Genomic DNA, 16,966 nt, shown 5'->3' with positions numbered 1-16,966 from the left:
ACTTTCATTCCCTGAATATAGATGTATTAAGACACCCTCTATCTCCTGTTGCTTTAACCATGTGAATAAAAAATATCTTAATTTATGCAGAAAATAGTAAAATTTTTGCTATAAAATTATACTATATCTATTAGTGGCTCTATAAAATAGAGTATACTACAAGGAAATTAATAAAATAGATTACACAGAGGCTTAGTGGATGAAAAAATTTTTAACATTATTCGTATTACTAATTATTTATAGTAATATTTTTGCTCAAGAACAAGTGAGTAATTTGATTACTCCTGTTAGTTATTTCGTAAATCATGTGCAACAACTTAAGACTCTTAAGGAAAATTTAAGTAAATATAAGCAAACAAGTATAGTAGGTATCAGTGGAATAGGTAAAACTCAGCTAGTTAGGATGTATAGTTATGAAAATAAAAATAATTACGACCTTATTTGGTTTTTTGATTGCAACCTTGATCTTAACGAACAATTTGTTAAGTTAGCTAAGCAGCTAAATAGTACTAGGCAGACTCATATATCCGAGAATGCTGATTCAGCTAAGAAGGAGGTATTATCATATTTAACTTCTATTAATAATTGGTTATTAATATTTGATAATCTAAAAGTGAATGAAAATGCAAAAGTGCAAGATTTTGTTGATTGGGAACATAATGGAAATGTGATATTCTGCTCTCAAGATATAGAACTTTTACCTTATGCGATAGAGATGACTTTATTTGATAAGAGGACTATTATAGCTTTAGCTAGTAATTTATTGGATAATAAAGATGACTATACCATGGAATTTTTAATCAAATCTTTTGAAGGGTATCCAATACTTATTGTGCAAGGAGTCCAATTACTTAATAAAATCAAAGGATTAGATAAAGAGGAGTATAAAAAGAAAATTTACCAATCAACTGACAAAATAACAACCAATATTAACATGGTCATTAAGGAGCTAAAACCTAGTACAGTCCAGTTACTTAACAAAATAGCCTTACTGAACAATCAAAGTTTCTCAAAACAATTACTTACTGCTATCACTGATAATCCTGATACTCTCAATGATGATATATATCAATTATCCAAATTCATGTTAATTAGCAATATTGACTCTAACGAAGATAACCCTGTTTTTGAGATGCATGATATAATTAGTAATAAAATAATGGAGTTAAATGGTGATAAACGTAATAAAATATATTTAGAAAATATTATTATTAAACTTCCCAAATCAAACAATATACATTTCCAATATTCTTGGATGACGGCAAATACTATAGTCGAGAATTTAACTATTCTTTTAAATAATTCTAGAAAATACCATATAGATTTATATTCAATGCTTGATTTGAGAACTAAATTATCTTCTATATATGTAAATTCTCATAATTTCTATAAAGCAAAACAAATGGTCGATTGGTTTGAGCATAAAGATCAAAAGAAAGAATTTAAGCTACATAAAATGTCTGAATACCAAAAAGAGCGTTATGCTAGGTACTTGCATATCATATCAGTATATAATGCTTTACTGACAAATTATGAAGAAACTATTTCATATAGTACTAGAGCATTAAAAGTTTTAGATCAAATTAATGATGACAACAGTTTCACAAAACTTAGTCTTATTTCAAATATAGCAGGATCTCATGCATCTTTAGGCAATACTGAAATTACTGGACAATATATAAAGCAAATGGATCAACTAGGAGTGAATGAATCGAATATATCGGTTATGTATAATTTAAAAGGCTATTTATCTTTTTTGCACGGCAAATACGATGAAGCTTTAGATTATTATAATAAAATTATTAAACTTGGCATAAAAAATGGCACATCTCCTAATAGTGCATATTTTACTAGTAGTTATTTAAGTAAAGCAGTAATACTAAATTGTCTTGGTAGATATCAAGAAGCTTATGATCAAATTAGACAATTATATGACATTCAAAAATCTATACAAAAAGGGAGCTATGTGTTTAGCCGTATTTATACACAAATGGCAAAAAGTGAGCTAGGCTTAGGTAAAGTAGATAAAGCATTTAAACACATTAATAAAGCTATGGCAATATTTTCAACAAATGAATATAAAAAAACTCAGACAGCATATTATTTGCAAGATTTAAATTTAGCAAAAAGTTATGTAGTACAAGGAGATATTTTGTTTGCTCAAAATAATATTAAACAAGCAATAGAATCTTACAAGCAAGCTTTTACCATATATCATTACTTATATAAAGACAAAAGCAAGAATATTGCCCAAGTAAGTGATTTGTATAATCATGGATCAAAGGCCGCTTGTAAAAGCAAAGATTTATATAATTATAAATTTTTTGGCAAGCCACAAATTAAGGAGTTTGGCATACACCATCCTAACACAGTTGATATGTTTGAATATTGCACACAATATAACATGGATTTGTGGAGCAAGAACAATTAAACATTAAGGTTCTTACATCTTAAAAACATGTTATAAGTAGTTATAAGAGGGTAACTTGATAGGTGAAAGAGTCTAGACAAAATTAAGTACCCTCTTATAACATGTTTATTTTTCTTATCTTGAAAATATCGAATCGCTACTCTCAGAATAAAATTATTTTTTGTCATAAATTATTATGTCGTTTTTTCATCAATTCAGGCTAATTAAGTATTTTATATTCTTGTAATAATTTATAACAAGTAATTAACGTAATAATTATAGTAATGCCCATGACAATTGCTAATGGTAGAAAAGTGCCATGATAAAAATAACTAATCAATTGTACACATATTGCAGTAACAATAAATCTTCCTGACATTGCTACAGCAGTAATCCTACCCTTAGCATTTGGTATAATTTCTAACATTAAAGGCCATAAAATATTACAAGGGAATATTATTCCAATAGCAATTAATTGGATCACTATAGTTATTATTAATGGATCATTAATCTTGTACGTCACTAAAATTATAGCAGAAATAATAAATGCACTAAGCATTAAAACACCAAAAAATAAACATTTTTTTTGTCCAAATCTTTTCAAAAAATAACTACTAGAAAAATTGCCAATGCAACATACTGCCGCCATAACTCCTTGATAAAAACCAAATTGTTGAATAGGTACTCCTAGGTCTCGCAAATATTATTAAACCTATAATAATAATTGCTTTTCTACCAAATCTATCTCCTAAATTTCCAACAATCAAGGAAGTAATACAATGTCCTATAAAGTTTATTCCAAGTAATAACTCTACTTCAAAAGTAGAAATATTAAAGATAGTTTGTATTTCTGGAAAACTAGGAACAAATAAATCTATCTCAGCTCCCACTAAAATTTCCATAATTAAAATAGTAATAAATGCATAAAAATAATCTTTGTAAAATTCAGAAACAACTTGTTAATTAGGAGTACTAATTTTCACGCTTGCAGTTATTATTACAAAAAAATTACTTTTAATAAAGTAATTTGTAATACGTTTAACTTACTACCAGTTCAATAAAATTATAGCTACTTTTTCTTAAATTTATACAGTTCGTTTATTTTACAATCAATTAATATTTTCCACCTATAGCTATTTTTTAGATAAACCATTTTCTTTTTTTACCTCTCTTTTCTTCACCTCCCTACCCTACCTAAACAACCCACTTAAGGAGCATTCTGCTGCCTATATAAAGCTTGCCAATAAAATAAACTATGTAGTTACAAGTTAGGTTTTAGCATTTGCTTTTAGAATCCCTCTACCCGCACTTGGGCAAACTAGGTAAACCTAGTTTGCCTACGCTCAAAGATTCAGTTTTTTTATTGGTGATTACTATTACCCAAAAACTTACAGCTTATAGCGGTAATAGCAATGGCAATATAGCTAATCCTATATAAAAGGGTTATGGGAAAAAGTCTTTAAAGAGCTGATCTATATTACACTGGTATTTTCTACGAATAGATTTTTTTGTAGGTCAAATTTCAGGAAATTTGTCTGAGAAGTTACATATGAAATTTTTAGTAAAGTAAGAAAATCCTGAAACCCTGATAGGGATTGGCGGGGCGTAGTGGACAATTTCAGAACCACGATAGACATAAAATTATTAGTTATTCAAACGCTTACAGTCTATTACTAAAGCTCTGTAACTTGGTATTGTAACTCCATATTCTTACCGCAAAAAGCTATAGAAAGTTTAATGATTCTTTTGACATGAAAATGTTCTTTAACTTTTACATCATATTGTTTATCTATAATTTGCTTTAATCCCATTTGGGCTACCAAGGCTAAATCTTCTGTATTTTTGGCAATCTTGTACTCAATAATAATTGCATTATCTTCTTTACCAACCTTGGGGATCATGATAATATCAGCTCGTCCACTGCCTGACTCTTGTTCACTGCTTATGATGTAGGCAGAAGATAACATGTTAACAAGTCCTAGCATAAAACCACTATAAAATAACTCAGCTTTTTTATTTCCTGTTTGGTGAAAACTAGTAGCGTTTAATAACAATTCCTGAAGCCGTTCTTGAAATGCTTCTATTTTACCTACTGGTAACAAGCTAACAAACGAATAATATCTAGAACTATCAATTTTTAACTGATCAGTTACCCATTGTAGCACCCGTACCTTATATATGTGCCTTACTTCCCGATTTGGTGCTGACAATTCATATATATTTTCTTCTGAATTTTGAACTGTAGGGTTTAAATATCCACTAAATAATAACAAACTAAATAGTCCTATTGGCTTATTGATGTCAGCAAAACTAATTTGTTTAGTAATAGGTGAGATAATACTTTTTCCAGCAGCTAAGTTCTGTAAATCTTCCTGCATTTCATCGGATAGCAGTATTTTATCTATTAAAGCTGTTCCGCCACTATCTAGCCAATAGTGATCGAGCTTACCTTTGTGTGCTAAACATTGCATGATTGACCATGGATTATAAATTACCTCTCCACCAAAGGTGTAACCATTATACCAATCTTTAATCTTCTCTGGATCAGTATTAGTTGACACCTTGGTTAATAATTCATCCACTTCTGCTTGGGTAAAGCCATAAGACTTAGAGAAATCATCATCAAGTAAAGTATATTCAGTAACATTATTCAAGTCTGAGAACAAGTTAGCTTTAGCAACCCGTAATATGCCAGTAATTACTCCTTTCTCTAAGTAGGGATTCGTTTTTAAGCTGCTCCCAAATATTCCTCTAAATAACTTAAGAATCTGCTCAAATTCTTTTGTTTTATGACCAAATTCTAAATACGCATTATTAATTGGTGTATCATATTCATCTATTAATATGTATACTTTTTGTTTAAAATGTTTATACAATATTTGACTTAAAAACTTCAGGCTATTTTTTAAATAGCTTATATTAATATCACCACTTAGATAATTTTTTAACTTTACTTTTTGCGGAATACTGAAAAATTTATTATCTTCTTGAATATATTGTTCTAAATAATTAAATCTTTCGTATAATTCTATTATTTGATCTATAATGCTACTAACAATTTCCTTATAATTACTCCCCTTCACTTCTTTAAAATTTATATATATTACTGGAAATTGGCCTTGACGCTTTATTATATTTTTATGAATGGATATTTTTAAAGGCTGTAGCTCTTTGGTTTCATCAAAGCCCAAATCTACTATGCCTCCAGTAAAGAGTTTATAATTTACTCTCTTTTCTTGAGCTAAAGGCTTACCTCTCTCACCTACTTCGATTTCTAAGAATCTCCTCATCATATCCATATTAAGACTTTTACCCCAACGTCTTGGTCGAGTGATTAGGATAACCTTACCGCTATCTTCTAATAATTCTTTGATCATTAGACTTTTATCAACAAATACATCACTATTAACTACTAAGTCATAGAATTCATCCGTACCTACTAGCATTTTAGGCAGCTTATTACTCTCCTTAACAATGTCAGTTCCCTTGAGATGTGTGTTAGTGTTTGAAAGTTCAATTATCATATTATTCAATTATATTTATATTCTTATACCAAAGTTTTTAGTTAAATTTTAATAAATTATTTTACCGATTAAGTTTTAATAAAATGTGGTAATATGCTGTTTTAATAAAAATATGATATAGTATAGATAAGTTTGATTCAATATAGAATTACATCTCGTGACAACATCGCCTAATTATCATAATTGTGTTCATTGAAAAAAATATTGGATAACTAATTAAGGTCTTTTTCTAAACTAGGGTTTTAACAGATATTAATTAAAAAACCCAACGGACTTGGTAAAACGTATATTTGCAGCAAAACTGCTTTGCAATCTTTTAGCATTACAAATCACATTCTGAACCTGAGTCGCCAAGTAAATTGTTGGTAAATTCTTCATTTACCAGCTCATAATTATAAAAATCATGCTCATCTGCTCTAGTGATAAAATCCTGCCCCTGAGCAGCAACATTAGCCATAATATTACCAATTTTCTTAAGAGCTGCAGCCTTAAAATTTTCATCATGACTTAGGCTGAATGCGTCGTGATAATATGTTTTAGCTTTCTCAAATAAACCTATAGACTCAAAATACTCAGCCTGCTTTAGCATTATATCAGGATTTCTTTTATCTTGTTCTAACCATGCTTTAAAACATGTTTTTATCTCAAATTCATTATTAACTACTTTATAGCAGTCAATCGCTTTAGCATATTCACCTTTGTTAAAAAATAGCTGACCAAGTTTCTCATATATCTTTGGTAAATGGCTATTCGCCTCTATAGCTTTTACATAGTAAGCCAATGCCCCATTTTCACCATTCTGCTCAACTATATTAGCTAAGCAACTATAGGCTATAGCCTTAAGATTCTTACAGGCAGGAGAGTCCTGATAATCCTCTAGATACTTTATAGCTTTGTGATAATAAACTTGATCAAGTTTGTCTTCATCAATAGGCAAACTGCTAACTTGGCACTCAAGATTTTCTGCTACCTTAGTATAGCAAGCCGTTATTAACTCTGCAATCTTGGCATGATCAGGTAATTCAGCTTTACAGACTGTAAATTGTAATGTGTTTTTGACCCTCTATTGTAATTATAAGTGACCCTCTTATCATAACAGTAAAACCCCTGAAGATATAGCTTTTATACAACTTATCAATGGGGTCAAAATTTGTTACAATAGTGGGTCAATAGTTCATTACAATTTACAAAATAGATACCCTGTTAATTTCTTAGTCCATATTTTGGCTTGTATTACAGGTTATGCTATTTCAAAATTTAACTTGAAAGGACTAAATTCTTTCCATCATGCTTTGACCTTATCCTAAGCTGGCGTTCATATTTCTTCCTAATTTTCTATCTTTTATTTTATTTTTAATTAAGAAACAACTCACTCTATTTTTTTGTTCAGTTTCTTCAGATCGTTATAAAATAAAATTATTATATTTTTGTCTTGATTTTTCATGTCCACTATATCATTATACTTAAAATATTAGTTTTGTTATACTTAAAATTAATTAAATCTAAAAGCTGATATTAAGTCAAAGAGGTAGAAATGAAAAATAACTATGTAGATTTATCCGATGCAAGTATTTACACAGCATTTAAAGAATCAGAAAAGATTATTAATGCAAGTGTAAGAAACATAAATGATAAAATGTTATGTAGATTACACAGTAAAAGTAAAGAAGCGGTAGATAAGTATTTTGATAAAGATAATTACCCTTTTAAAGAATCAGAATTTTTACGTCATCTACCAAAATTAGATATAGGTGGCTTTGACCACGGTAACATGAGCCAATTATATAATAAATTCCAAACTGATGTAAGGTATAAAAATACTAGGCTAAAAGGTTGGAAACAACTATTTTCTTTAATACCAAGAAACTTACTTACCAATGAAAATCTGTTAATTTTAGATTTTTTAGCGGGTAGCGGTACATTAGCAAGAAAAGCTAAGCAGCTTTGGAAGAATCGCTCACCTAATGTTATAGGAATTGACGTTTCGTATAAAATGTGTGAAGCCGCTTTCCATAACAACGAAATAGTTTTTTGTGGTAGTCATGATAATAATTATTTTAAAAAGGGAATAGCAGATATAGTAATAGTGGCTTATGGATTACACCATTTACAAGTTACGGAAAGAGTCCAATTTGTACAATCATGTAAAAGGACTCTTAAAGGTGGCGGATTGTGCATTCTCCATGATTTTGAATCATCTTTCACTACAGCTAAATGGTATACTCAATTAACCTGAAGAGTTGGCAAAATGATTAAAAGTTATAGTCTGAAATTGGTCAGTTATAAGAGTAAGCAAATTACCTTTGTATTTATCAATATTAGCAAAAAATCTATCTATAGCTTCTGAGAATTGAGCAAAATTATGGTAAAATTTATTATTTGTTACAATTCTATGCATAAATTTCCATAATCGTTCAATCGGATTAAGATTAGGGCTATAGGGAGGTAAAAATACTAATTCTATTTTGCTATTTACTAGATACTCCTTTACTTTCTTTGACTTATGATACCCAGCATTATCACAAATCAAATATATCTTCTCTTTATTAGGATTTTCTGCTTCTAATTTTTGTAGAAAATTGATTATATAATCACCGTTTACTTTAGGATTATCTGTGCTAACTAATTGCAAATCAGATAAATTAATTGCTCCTATTAAATGCTTCCTTTTCCAGCCACTAAATGTTGGTAAAGTTTTATTTTGATTCTTTCTGATCCAACCATAACGGGCTTTTGTTTGATACTGAGGATGAACGCTATCCATAAAATATATAGCTTCTTTAGCCTTGAGAGTACCTTTTAACAAACTATATTCTAGCTTAAATAGTTCTTGCTTATCTATATCAAGCTTGCCGGGTACGATCTTTGGCTTCTTATATACAAAGCCTAATCTGATTAATAGTTTTGTTACTCCTGCTATTGTATAGGTAACACCGTATTTTTCTTCTATGTAATTGCTGATATCTTTGGCATAAACATAATTACATATTTCTAAATGCTCTATTAACTCTTTCTCTTCTAGCTCACTTAGCTTACTTGCACTAACACCGGTAGCTGTCTCTAATTTATTAAATTTTTGATAATCTCTTACATGCTTTCTTATAGCTTCTTCACTTAACAGCAATGCTTCTGCTATTTCTCCATAGCTCCAACCTTTATCATACAGCAAAACTGCCTTAATTCGGTCACATACTCTCCTATCTCGTTCATTACCATGACCTGACTTCAGTACCGTTCTTTGTTCAGATGTTAAAATATTTCCCATTATCATATTCTAGCTTCTTTCTTCTCTTCCTTCAACTCTTCATTTACGAGCAGTATATTCAGAAATAATACATAAGTATAGGTCTCATGGTCATCCATTTATCCATTTTACTAAAGAAACAATGACAGAGTTGCTAAATTCTCAATTTGAGAATGTTGACACAAAATTGATATACGATCCATTTTATCTTGAAGCACTTGAGGGGCAATCTAAGGAAAATTTAATAAAGGAATTTTATGCTTATTTGATATCGCTTTTTAACTTAAATCGGCTTTTGCCAGCTAATATATCCTTTAATGAATTATTCAATTATGAAGAAAGTTCATATTGGGAGAATATTAATTCACTTTTTATATCCTACTTTTGTCTTGCCCCTGAAGAACTTGAGAGAATAACAGAAACACAGGATATACTGACTCTAAGTCAAGTAAATGTCCCTATTGTAGATAAACTTTCTTTTGTAAAGACAAAAGATGACAAAGTAGCGATAGTAGCACCCCGTTCAGCATTAATAGGATTAGGAAGATAAATGGGAAATGAAAATATGTATTATAAAAATAAATTAATTAGCGATGGTTATATAGTAATACCAAAGTTTCTTTCACAAATAGAACTAGAAGTAGCTCGTAAGAAAGCTGAAAGTTTATTAAAAACTCTAGGGGTAAATACTTTACCACCTACTAATTTCTTGAAAAAGAAAGAACTTGCTAAATTCATCTTTTCAAATAAATTTTCTAATGTTTTACAAGAGCTATCTCATCGTTATAAATTTTCGATCCCAAATTTTACGATTAGAAAGGATATATGTATAGGTTGGCATTTTGATGACGAATTTGTCACTAGTAACGAAGAAAAATTACCAGAAATTTTACAGTGTAATATATATTTACAAGATAACTGCATTAGCTATGGTGGAGGCATAGATGTTTGTAAAGGCTCGCATAACTTAAGCAAAGAATTAAAAAGATCTAAAATTTCTAGTAACGTAGTAGATGGTGAAACTATATATACAAAAGCAGGAGATTTATTAATATTTGATTATAGAGTTATACATCGTAGCACTAATCCTTCTGTTGCACCAAGGGATCTATCACGAATTGCTATACAATGGACTATAGGAAAAACTTTGCGTAGTGCTAAAGAGTTCCTTGCATACTTACTAAGAAGACAGAGTGAAAAATTACACTTATCTGATTTTACTAACAAACGTGCATTAGAATATTTCAATGGAATAAGTACTATTTCAGAGCAAGAAATACGTACCCTTTCGAAGGATTATGCCAAAATTCATTATGAATACGTTACTAATCAATTTCAAATTGAGGAAACTAATAATAATGCTCAGTATATATTAAAAAGTCTTGAGAAAGAAGGAATAGAATATTTTTTTATGGTGCCAGGTAAACTTATAAACCCTTTTATGTCATGTTTTCCTAAAGGTAATCCTTATTGTTTCAGGATTCAACCAATAGTAGCTACTCATGAAGCAGGAGCTACTGCTATGGCTGATGGTTATTATAGAGCTTCAGGGAAAACTGGCGTTGTAATTTGTATTGATGGTCCAGGAACAGTTAATGCTACATCATTTCTAGCAGCAGCACAAGCTGATGGCTCTTCAGTACTTTTGTTATCAGGTCAAATACCTAGCAATTATCATATGGTAGGAGCTATACAAGATACTACTCAAGCAGGCATTGATACTACGGCTATGTTAAAGCATGTGTGTTCTATTAGCTATCATCTTTATAACTCTATTAGTTTGCCAAAATATTTTCACTTTGTAATGAAAAATATTAATGGCTTTAAAAAAGCTACAGCCAATATAAGTATATCAAAAGATGTCTTATTACAAAAAGCAACCAAAAAACCAGAAAAAATATTAAAAAAATATTATCAAGAAATATCTTTCATTGACGAAAATGCAGTAAAATACCTTATCAATAAATACCTAAAAAAAGTAGAAAATATTTGTATTATAGTAGGTCCTCGTACAAATAATGAAAGCTTTTATAATGAATTAAAAATTTTTTCAGAAAAATATTTTATACCAGTTGCAACTACTATAAGCTCTAAAAGCTTATATGATGAAACAAGTAGTCTAAGTCTTGGAATATTTGGTTACTCTGGAAATAAAAGAGCAATAGAAACAATATTATCGGAAAAAATAGATTTAATTTTCTTAATAGGTTTTGACGTAACACAATGGACAACTTTAGCATGGCATCCAAATTTCATTAAAAATAAAACTATAATTCAGATAGATAAAGATGCAGGCAATATATCTGATAAAATTGAAATAGAATATGGAATTGTATCAGAGGAATCAGCTTTTATTAAAAGTTTATCAATTTTTGGTGCTAATACTTTGATAACTAGCTTAGAAGCTCGAAAAAATTGGATAGAAAAGTACGTGATGAGTATACCAAAATATTATTTGATGCAAGAAGAAATTGATCAAAGTACAAAATTGCATCCTGCATTAATAATACAACTTGCTAGAAAAATTTTTCCAAAAAACAGTATAGCTGTTGTTGACGCTGGAGTGCATCGTTCTTTTGCTGCCCATTATTGGAAAACTAACTCACGTAATCAATTTTTTGCAGCTACTACATTTGCACCAATGGGGTGGGCTATACCTGCTAGTATTGGAATAAGTGTAGCACAGAAGGATAAACCTATAGTTGTTTTTACAGGCGATGGTTGTATGCTTATGACGGGATTGGAAATCCAAACAGCAGCTAAATTAGGTCTTGATATTACTTTTATAGTTTTTAACAATGGATCATATGGAGCTAGCTATTTTAATAACATTGATAACGAGGAATATCTAACAAACATAGGTCATTTAAATTGGGACACTGTTGCCCAAGGTCTTGGGCTAAAAGCGTTTAAGGCTGTAAATAAAGAAGAGTTAACATCCGTGCTTCATGAGGCAACGTTAGTTCGAGGAGCTAAATTAATTAATGTTATATGTGATCATAAACAAAAAGCACCAGCAAAAATTTACGTTGAACAATTAAACACTCATGAATATATGTAATCTAGAAGAAGATTATGAGAACATACTTTAATCTATTTATATCTTTAACATTAAATTTAGTGATATTTAATATTCCTGCATATGCTTCGTCTCATTGGGATGCGGAATTATACAAGAAGAACTCCGTTAAGCTTCAACAATTTACAGCGTTAGAAGTAATTTCTAAGGTAAAATTCAAAGGAACTGAACATATATTAGATATTGGCTGCGGTGATGGTAAAATTACTAAAATTTTAGCCGAAAGAGTTCCTTATGGCAAAGTACTAGGAATAGATATATCTGAATCTATGATTAAGCTTGCACACCAGTTGCAGACTGAAAACCTACATTTCAGTATCTCTAACTCTGAAAGACTCCTTACGAAGGAAAAATTTGACCTTATTTTTAGTTTTTTTTGCATACAGTGGGTAGAAAATAAACAACAAGCATTTTATGAAATATCTAATCACCTTGGCGAAAGGGGGAAAGTATATCTAATTATGACTAATCGCAATCCTCATCTACTTGCGGGAAGAAAAAATATATTTAATTCAATAAAATGGAATGTTTTTTATAAGGATTATAAAGATACTACAGATGTAATTGATAACGATGATTACTTAACTTACGCTACACAAGCAGGATTAAAAAACGTTAAATTTAAAAAATTTGTTAGACGTATAGATTTTGATTCTTATGAAGAATTAAAAACTTTTATTACAATGGTAACTCCTTCTATAAATATATTACCTAATGAACAACTAAAACAAGAATTTATCAAAGAATTAGTAGCATATTATCTAAATGATATAAATCCTATAAATGCCTCTACAAATTATATAGAATATGAAATTTACCAAGTACATACTTCAAATAACGAAACTTTAGGATTGGAAACTTTTGATTGTCCAATTTTGGGATCCGAAGCATAACAACAGCACTTTGGAGATCTAAGCATAAATCCTTGCCGATAAACCGATAATTTTCAAATCTTTCTATGATGCGGGTTTCAAAGTGTTTTTTTTGTTATTAATTAAGCCATCTAAAAGCTCACTGTAAATTGTAAGCAGTGTTTGGTGTGCCACGAAGTGTAAACGAGCTAGCTGATGAAAGATCGGCCATAGAAGTGTTGACCTAACACACTATGTATCGAGTCTTGAGCTAACTTTGGTAACAAATGTAAAAATTGTAAGCAGATTTTGACCCACTATTGTAATCACATCTGACCCACCCTTTGCAACAGTAGAACCCTGATGAGATATGGATTGTGGAGATTAAATTATGAACTTAGGTGGGTCAATAGTTCATTACAATAGTGGGTCAAAATCTGCTTACAATTTACAGTCTGCGATCTCAAAATAGTCTTTAACGAGGCTCAATTGCTTCAACCTTACGGCTTACGGTCTATAATATTTCTGTCTACGCTTAACTGACTTTGTTACCAAAATCAGCTCAAGACTCGATACATAGTGTGCTAGGTCAACACTTCTATGGCTGTTCTTTCAATAGCTAGCTTATTTACACTTCGTGACGCACCTATGATTAGACTTAAAAATTTTGAAAATCCATAAGGTTTTGAACAAAATAAGGTAAAAATCTTATGGATTTTAATGTAATTTCTGACCACGAACATGTATTATCTCTTATGTCTATAGCCTTTTTGACGGAGCGATTCTATAATATCTCTCCTATCTTTGCAACACTTCATTTATGAGTAGTATACCTCATCGCTCCTATTTTCTATTCCCCCTAAAATTTGTGTTGAGAGAAATAAGTCAGATTGGGTGCGCTGTTGATGATCTAAATTAAATATATATTCTTTATATTTAGCATCTGAAAAATACCCTGGTACTTTAGCGATGTTTATCCCAAAAATATTAAGAGTTACTAAAATATCTCTCGCTTGGTCTACCAATTCTTTAGTTGACTTACTATTATCTAATGTAAAGCCCTCACGTATTAGAGCATCTGCCATAATAAATTCACTGAAATTTATCTCGTGCTTTACAGGCCTCTCTTTGTCCATGGATTTTATCCATAATATATACTCAGCCCCTGAGGAGCTACCGTCAGCATAGACTTTTCTTTCGTGTAGCGAAATAAATCCTCTTAATGGATCCTCTATTAATTTATCAAAACTATCAACCCATGAAACATTTTCTCCACCTAAGGATTTATAATATACTAGATTATTGGTAACCATATATTTAATTGCTTCCTCAAACTTATAATGTGACAAATCAAGCTTTTCTATTATTGGCATAGTTTTTCCACCAAGCCTCTTATTAGCAATAAGATCATGATGTCCATCTAAAGCGATATATTTTATAAAACCACTATTATCTGTTACCACAATTACTGGAATTGCTTTTTCAAGAGGTAGAGTGCTAGTATTATTATTAAAAGCCAATTCGAATTGATTTTTAGTTATTTCTTTTGCCCAATTTTTAACAGTAAAATCTAATATTTTCTTTTCTACCCCTTCTGCCCAATATCTAGTTTGACCGGGTAATATTGATTCTATGGTTGTATATTTACTCATAATTAATACCTTTATTCATTATTTCTTAATGTCACAATTTACAGGAATCTCTAGTATTTCATTTGGATATCATCCCTAATAACTCTATTAGAGCATCTCCATATACTGGTGTAATAACTGGATCTGAAGCCTCAAGCATAGAACGAAATTCTTGTATAGACACCAAGCGTAGTGCTGATACTTCTGAAGGATCATAATTAATATCTTGTAACTTAAAATCTGCTTTTCCTACATAAACATCATTAAATTGTTTATCAATGTAACCACTATCAAGCTCAGCATCTCTACGATAAGAAAACATAAAATCATACTTTATTTCTTTAGCATTCAGCCCAAGTTCTTCTCGAAGTTCTCGTTTTAATGCCATACTGCTACTTTCCCCAGAATCTACATGCCCTGTAAGAGAAATACTATACATATTTGGATAATGATCTAGATCATGAGCTCTTTTCTGTAACAACAATTGATTATGACTATTAAACAAGTATAAATGTACGGCCTTATGTAATTTACCGACAGAATGTATTTCTTGCCTTGTCATTATTTCTCCTGTTCTCAAGCCCAAAGAATTTAGTACATCTATATTAAATGTACTAGGGTGATCTGATAAAAACCACAATAAATCTGTTAATGATTCATTACACACAGATGGAACAACCTGGTTTTTAGTCTTAAGCATAGTACTAAATTGTTGCGTAGAAACTAACTTTAGTTCTGATACTTTTGAAGTATTGTAATTAATATCTTGTAACTTAAAATCTGCTTTGCCTACGTAAACATCATTAAACTGTTTATCAATGTAACCACTGTCAAGCTCAATATCTCTTCGATAAGAAAACACAAAATCATATTTTAGTTCTTTAGCATACATACCAAAATTTTCTTGGAGTTTTCGTTTTAGTGCTAGACTGCTACTCTCTCCAGAATGTACATGACCTGTCAGAGAGGCACTATACATATTTGGATAATCATCAAGATTAGGATATCTTTTCTGTAATAATAATTGACCATGATTATTGAACAAATAAAAATGTACGGCTTTATGTAATTTGCCAACAGAATGTATTTCTTGGCTTGTCATTATTTCTCCTGTTCTCAAGCCCAAATAATTTAGTACATCTATCCATATTGTACTTGGAATATTGTATGTCTTTTTAAACATCATATAGCCTATTTTTCTGTTACTAAGTAAATTTTAAAAAAAACGATAAATTCTATGTATTTTTGACTTAGCTTTAGCATCACCTACTATGCCAAGGACTAACTTCACAACTGTCGAAAGTTTATGAATATGACATATTGCTCCTACTATATGACTTTATTACTATAGTATATTTTATAGATTGCTAATGAGATAAATATAGTTTTCGCATTCCTCGCAATCATTGGACTTCTAATTGCTTTTTAGAGTTAAACACTTTGCACCACCACCAGCCTTTATAAACTCACTTAAATTTATAAAGTACGCTTTAAATCCTAATTTTTCAACTATAGAAGTTATTTTATTACATCCTTGTTGTAGGATTAATTTATTTTTATAACTTACAATGTTACAACCAAACTTTAGTGCTTCACTTTGAGGTATAGCTAAACAATTAAAATTATTCTCAATTTTTTCTTTAGATTTTTTAGAAAAAGCATTTGGATAGAATAATATTGTGTCTTCATTCAAAACAGAAAAGCATGTGTCAAGATGGAAAAAATTATTGTCTATTAATTCAAGTATTATAGGTTTAAGATCTAAAATCTCGCTGATTTTATACGCAGCTTTTTTGCTGGTTCTGAAACCATAACCGCATACAAAAGAATTTTTTACTATAAAACTATCCCCACTTCCTTCAAAGTTTCCATATTCAGATACATCAACAATTTCATATTCTTTCTCAAAATATTCTTTCCAATATTTTATCTCTCTTTTTCTCTCAGGAAACTTAAAATTTGATAAAATGAAGCTATTGTTATATATAATTCCAGCATCTGCAACAAAAACAAAATCGGGATATACGACTCCATTTATAACTTCTACTTTTACGTCCCAACTTTTTAATATTTGCAGTAAATTATTCCATTGTTCTCGAGCCAAATTGGTATTTGGTTTATTTTGTACAGACATCCATGGATTTATAGTATAATTCACATCAAAGTTCTTCGGTGTACTCATGTAAAATTTGTTAGGCATCAATAATACTATCTAAAATTGTAAATG

11 protein-coding genes and 1 pseudogene are annotated in these 16,966 nt (G+C 30.1%); 5 read left to right on the top strand and 7 right to left on the bottom strand.

The features are described from left to right. Nucleotides 1–199: 199 nt before the first annotated feature. Nucleotides 200–2,431, top strand: coding sequence for a tetratricopeptide repeat protein (locus ACFEL2_RS05735; protein WP_375331737.1), 2,232 nt, complete (start codon nucleotides 200–202; stop codon nucleotides 2,429–2,431). A 199-nt stretch (nucleotides 2,432–2,630) separates the two neighbouring features. Here ACFEL2_RS05735 and ACFEL2_RS05730 read toward each other — a convergent pair. From ACFEL2_RS05730 to ACFEL2_RS05720, 3 genes and pseudogenes are all read right to left on the bottom strand, one after another. Then, nucleotides 2,631–3,312: pseudogene (locus ACFEL2_RS05730) on the bottom strand (MFS transporter). 771 nt (nucleotides 3,313–4,083) lie between these two features. Beyond that, nucleotides 4,084–5,934: an AAA family ATPase gene (locus ACFEL2_RS05725; RefSeq protein ID WP_375331736.1), complete on the bottom strand. Its 1,851-nt coding sequence runs from the start codon at nucleotides 5,932–5,934 to the stop codon at nucleotides 4,084–4,086. Nucleotides 5,935–6,256: 322 nt separating this feature from the next. Next, on the bottom strand, nucleotides 6,257–6,871 hold the full coding sequence (locus ACFEL2_RS05720) for a tetratricopeptide repeat protein (protein ID WP_341751935.1): 615 nt from the start codon (nucleotides 6,869–6,871) through the stop codon (nucleotides 6,257–6,259). 597 nt (nucleotides 6,872–7,468) lie between these two features. Between ACFEL2_RS05720 and ACFEL2_RS05715 the strand changes: the two genes are divergently transcribed. After that, a complete protein-coding gene (locus tag ACFEL2_RS05715; RefSeq protein WP_375331735.1) occupies nucleotides 7,469–8,170 on the top strand; it encodes a class I SAM-dependent methyltransferase in 702 nt (233 codons plus the stop codon). Here ACFEL2_RS05715 and ACFEL2_RS05710 read toward each other — a convergent pair. Then, nucleotides 8,162–9,199 carry an IS630 family transposase gene (locus ACFEL2_RS05710; RefSeq protein ID WP_375331611.1) on the bottom strand — a complete coding sequence of 346 codons (1,038 nt, stop codon included), beginning with the start codon at nucleotides 9,197–9,199 and terminating at the stop codon, nucleotides 8,162–8,164. The genes ACFEL2_RS05715 and ACFEL2_RS05710 overlap by 9 nt on opposite strands. 121 nt (nucleotides 9,200–9,320) lie before the next feature. Between ACFEL2_RS05710 and ACFEL2_RS05705 the strand changes: the two genes are divergently transcribed. The 3 genes from ACFEL2_RS05705 to ACFEL2_RS05695 are packed head-to-tail and all read left to right on the top strand — an operon-like array spanning nucleotide 9,321 to nucleotide 13,150. Then, on the top strand, nucleotides 9,321–9,728 hold the full coding sequence (locus tag ACFEL2_RS05705; RefSeq protein WP_375331734.1) for a hypothetical protein: 408 nt from the start codon (nucleotides 9,321–9,323) through the stop codon (nucleotides 9,726–9,728). Further along, entirely contained in the window at nucleotides 9,729–12,239 is a 2,511-nt protein-coding gene (locus tag ACFEL2_RS05700; protein ID WP_375331733.1) for a thiamine pyrophosphate-dependent enzyme, read from the top strand. 14 nt (nucleotides 12,240–12,253) lie between these two features. Then, entirely contained in the window at nucleotides 12,254–13,150 is an 897-nt protein-coding gene (locus tag ACFEL2_RS05695) for a class I SAM-dependent methyltransferase (RefSeq protein WP_375331732.1), read from the top strand. A gap of 776 nt (nucleotides 13,151–13,926) precedes the next feature. On the opposite strand, the gene ACFEL2_RS05690 is transcribed toward ACFEL2_RS05695, so the two are convergent. The 3 genes from ACFEL2_RS05690 to ACFEL2_RS05680 form a co-directional block, all read right to left on the bottom strand. After that, nucleotides 13,927–14,760 carry a hypothetical protein gene (locus ACFEL2_RS05690; protein ID WP_375331731.1) on the bottom strand — a complete coding sequence of 278 codons (834 nt, stop codon included), beginning with the start codon at nucleotides 14,758–14,760 and terminating at the stop codon, nucleotides 13,927–13,929. A gap of 58 nt (nucleotides 14,761–14,818) precedes the next feature. Further along, nucleotides 14,819–15,925, bottom strand: a complete 1,107-nt coding sequence (locus tag ACFEL2_RS05685) for an NUDIX hydrolase (RefSeq protein ID WP_375331730.1) — start codon at nucleotides 15,923–15,925, stop codon at nucleotides 14,819–14,821. A gap of 228 nt (nucleotides 15,926–16,153) precedes the next feature. Next, nucleotides 16,154–16,921, bottom strand: coding sequence for a dimethylarginine dimethylaminohydrolase family protein (locus tag ACFEL2_RS05680; protein ID WP_375331729.1), 768 nt, complete (start codon nucleotides 16,919–16,921; stop codon nucleotides 16,154–16,156). Nucleotides 16,922–16,966: the final 45 nt, after the last annotated feature.

The organism is Candidatus Tisiphia endosymbiont of Temnostethus pusillus (assembly GCF_964264675.1).
Classification (GTDB): Bacteria; Pseudomonadota; Alphaproteobacteria; order Rickettsiales; family Rickettsiaceae; genus Tisiphia.
Note: the sequence above shows the minus strand (reverse complement) of the source record. Positions and strands in the feature narration are given on the sequence as shown.

What these genes read in the sequence shown, in the direction of transcription:
- ACFEL2_RS05685 (WP_375331730.1), bottom strand. Translation starts at nt 15,925, where the DNA reads ATGATGTTTAAAAAGACATACAATATTCCAAGTACAATATGGATAGAT.
- ACFEL2_RS05725 (WP_375331736.1), bottom strand. Translation starts at nt 5,934, where the DNA reads ATGATAATTGAACTTTCAAACACTAACACACATCTCAAGGGAACTGAC.
- ACFEL2_RS05690 (WP_375331731.1), bottom strand. Translation starts at nt 14,760, where the DNA reads ATGAGTAAATATACAACCATAGAATCAATATTACCCGGTCAAACTAGA.
- ACFEL2_RS05695 (WP_375331732.1), top strand. Translation starts at nt 12,254, where the DNA reads ATGAGAACATACTTTAATCTATTTATATCTTTAACATTAAATTTAGTG.
- ACFEL2_RS05710 (WP_375331611.1), bottom strand. Translation starts at nt 9,199, where the DNA reads ATGGGAAATATTTTAACATCTGAACAAAGAACGGTACTGAAGTCAGGT.
- ACFEL2_RS05715 (WP_375331735.1), top strand. Translation starts at nt 7,469, where the DNA reads ATGAAAAATAACTATGTAGATTTATCCGATGCAAGTATTTACACAGCA.
- ACFEL2_RS05705 (WP_375331734.1), top strand. Translation starts at nt 9,321, where the DNA reads ATGACAGAGTTGCTAAATTCTCAATTTGAGAATGTTGACACAAAATTG.
- ACFEL2_RS05735 (WP_375331737.1), top strand. Translation starts at nt 200, where the DNA reads ATGAAAAAATTTTTAACATTATTCGTATTACTAATTATTTATAGTAAT.
- ACFEL2_RS05700 (WP_375331733.1), top strand. Translation starts at nt 9,729, where the DNA reads ATGGGAAATGAAAATATGTATTATAAAAATAAATTAATTAGCGATGGT.
- ACFEL2_RS05680 (WP_375331729.1), bottom strand. Translation starts at nt 16,921, where the DNA reads ATGAGTACACCGAAGAACTTTGATGTGAATTATACTATAAATCCATGG.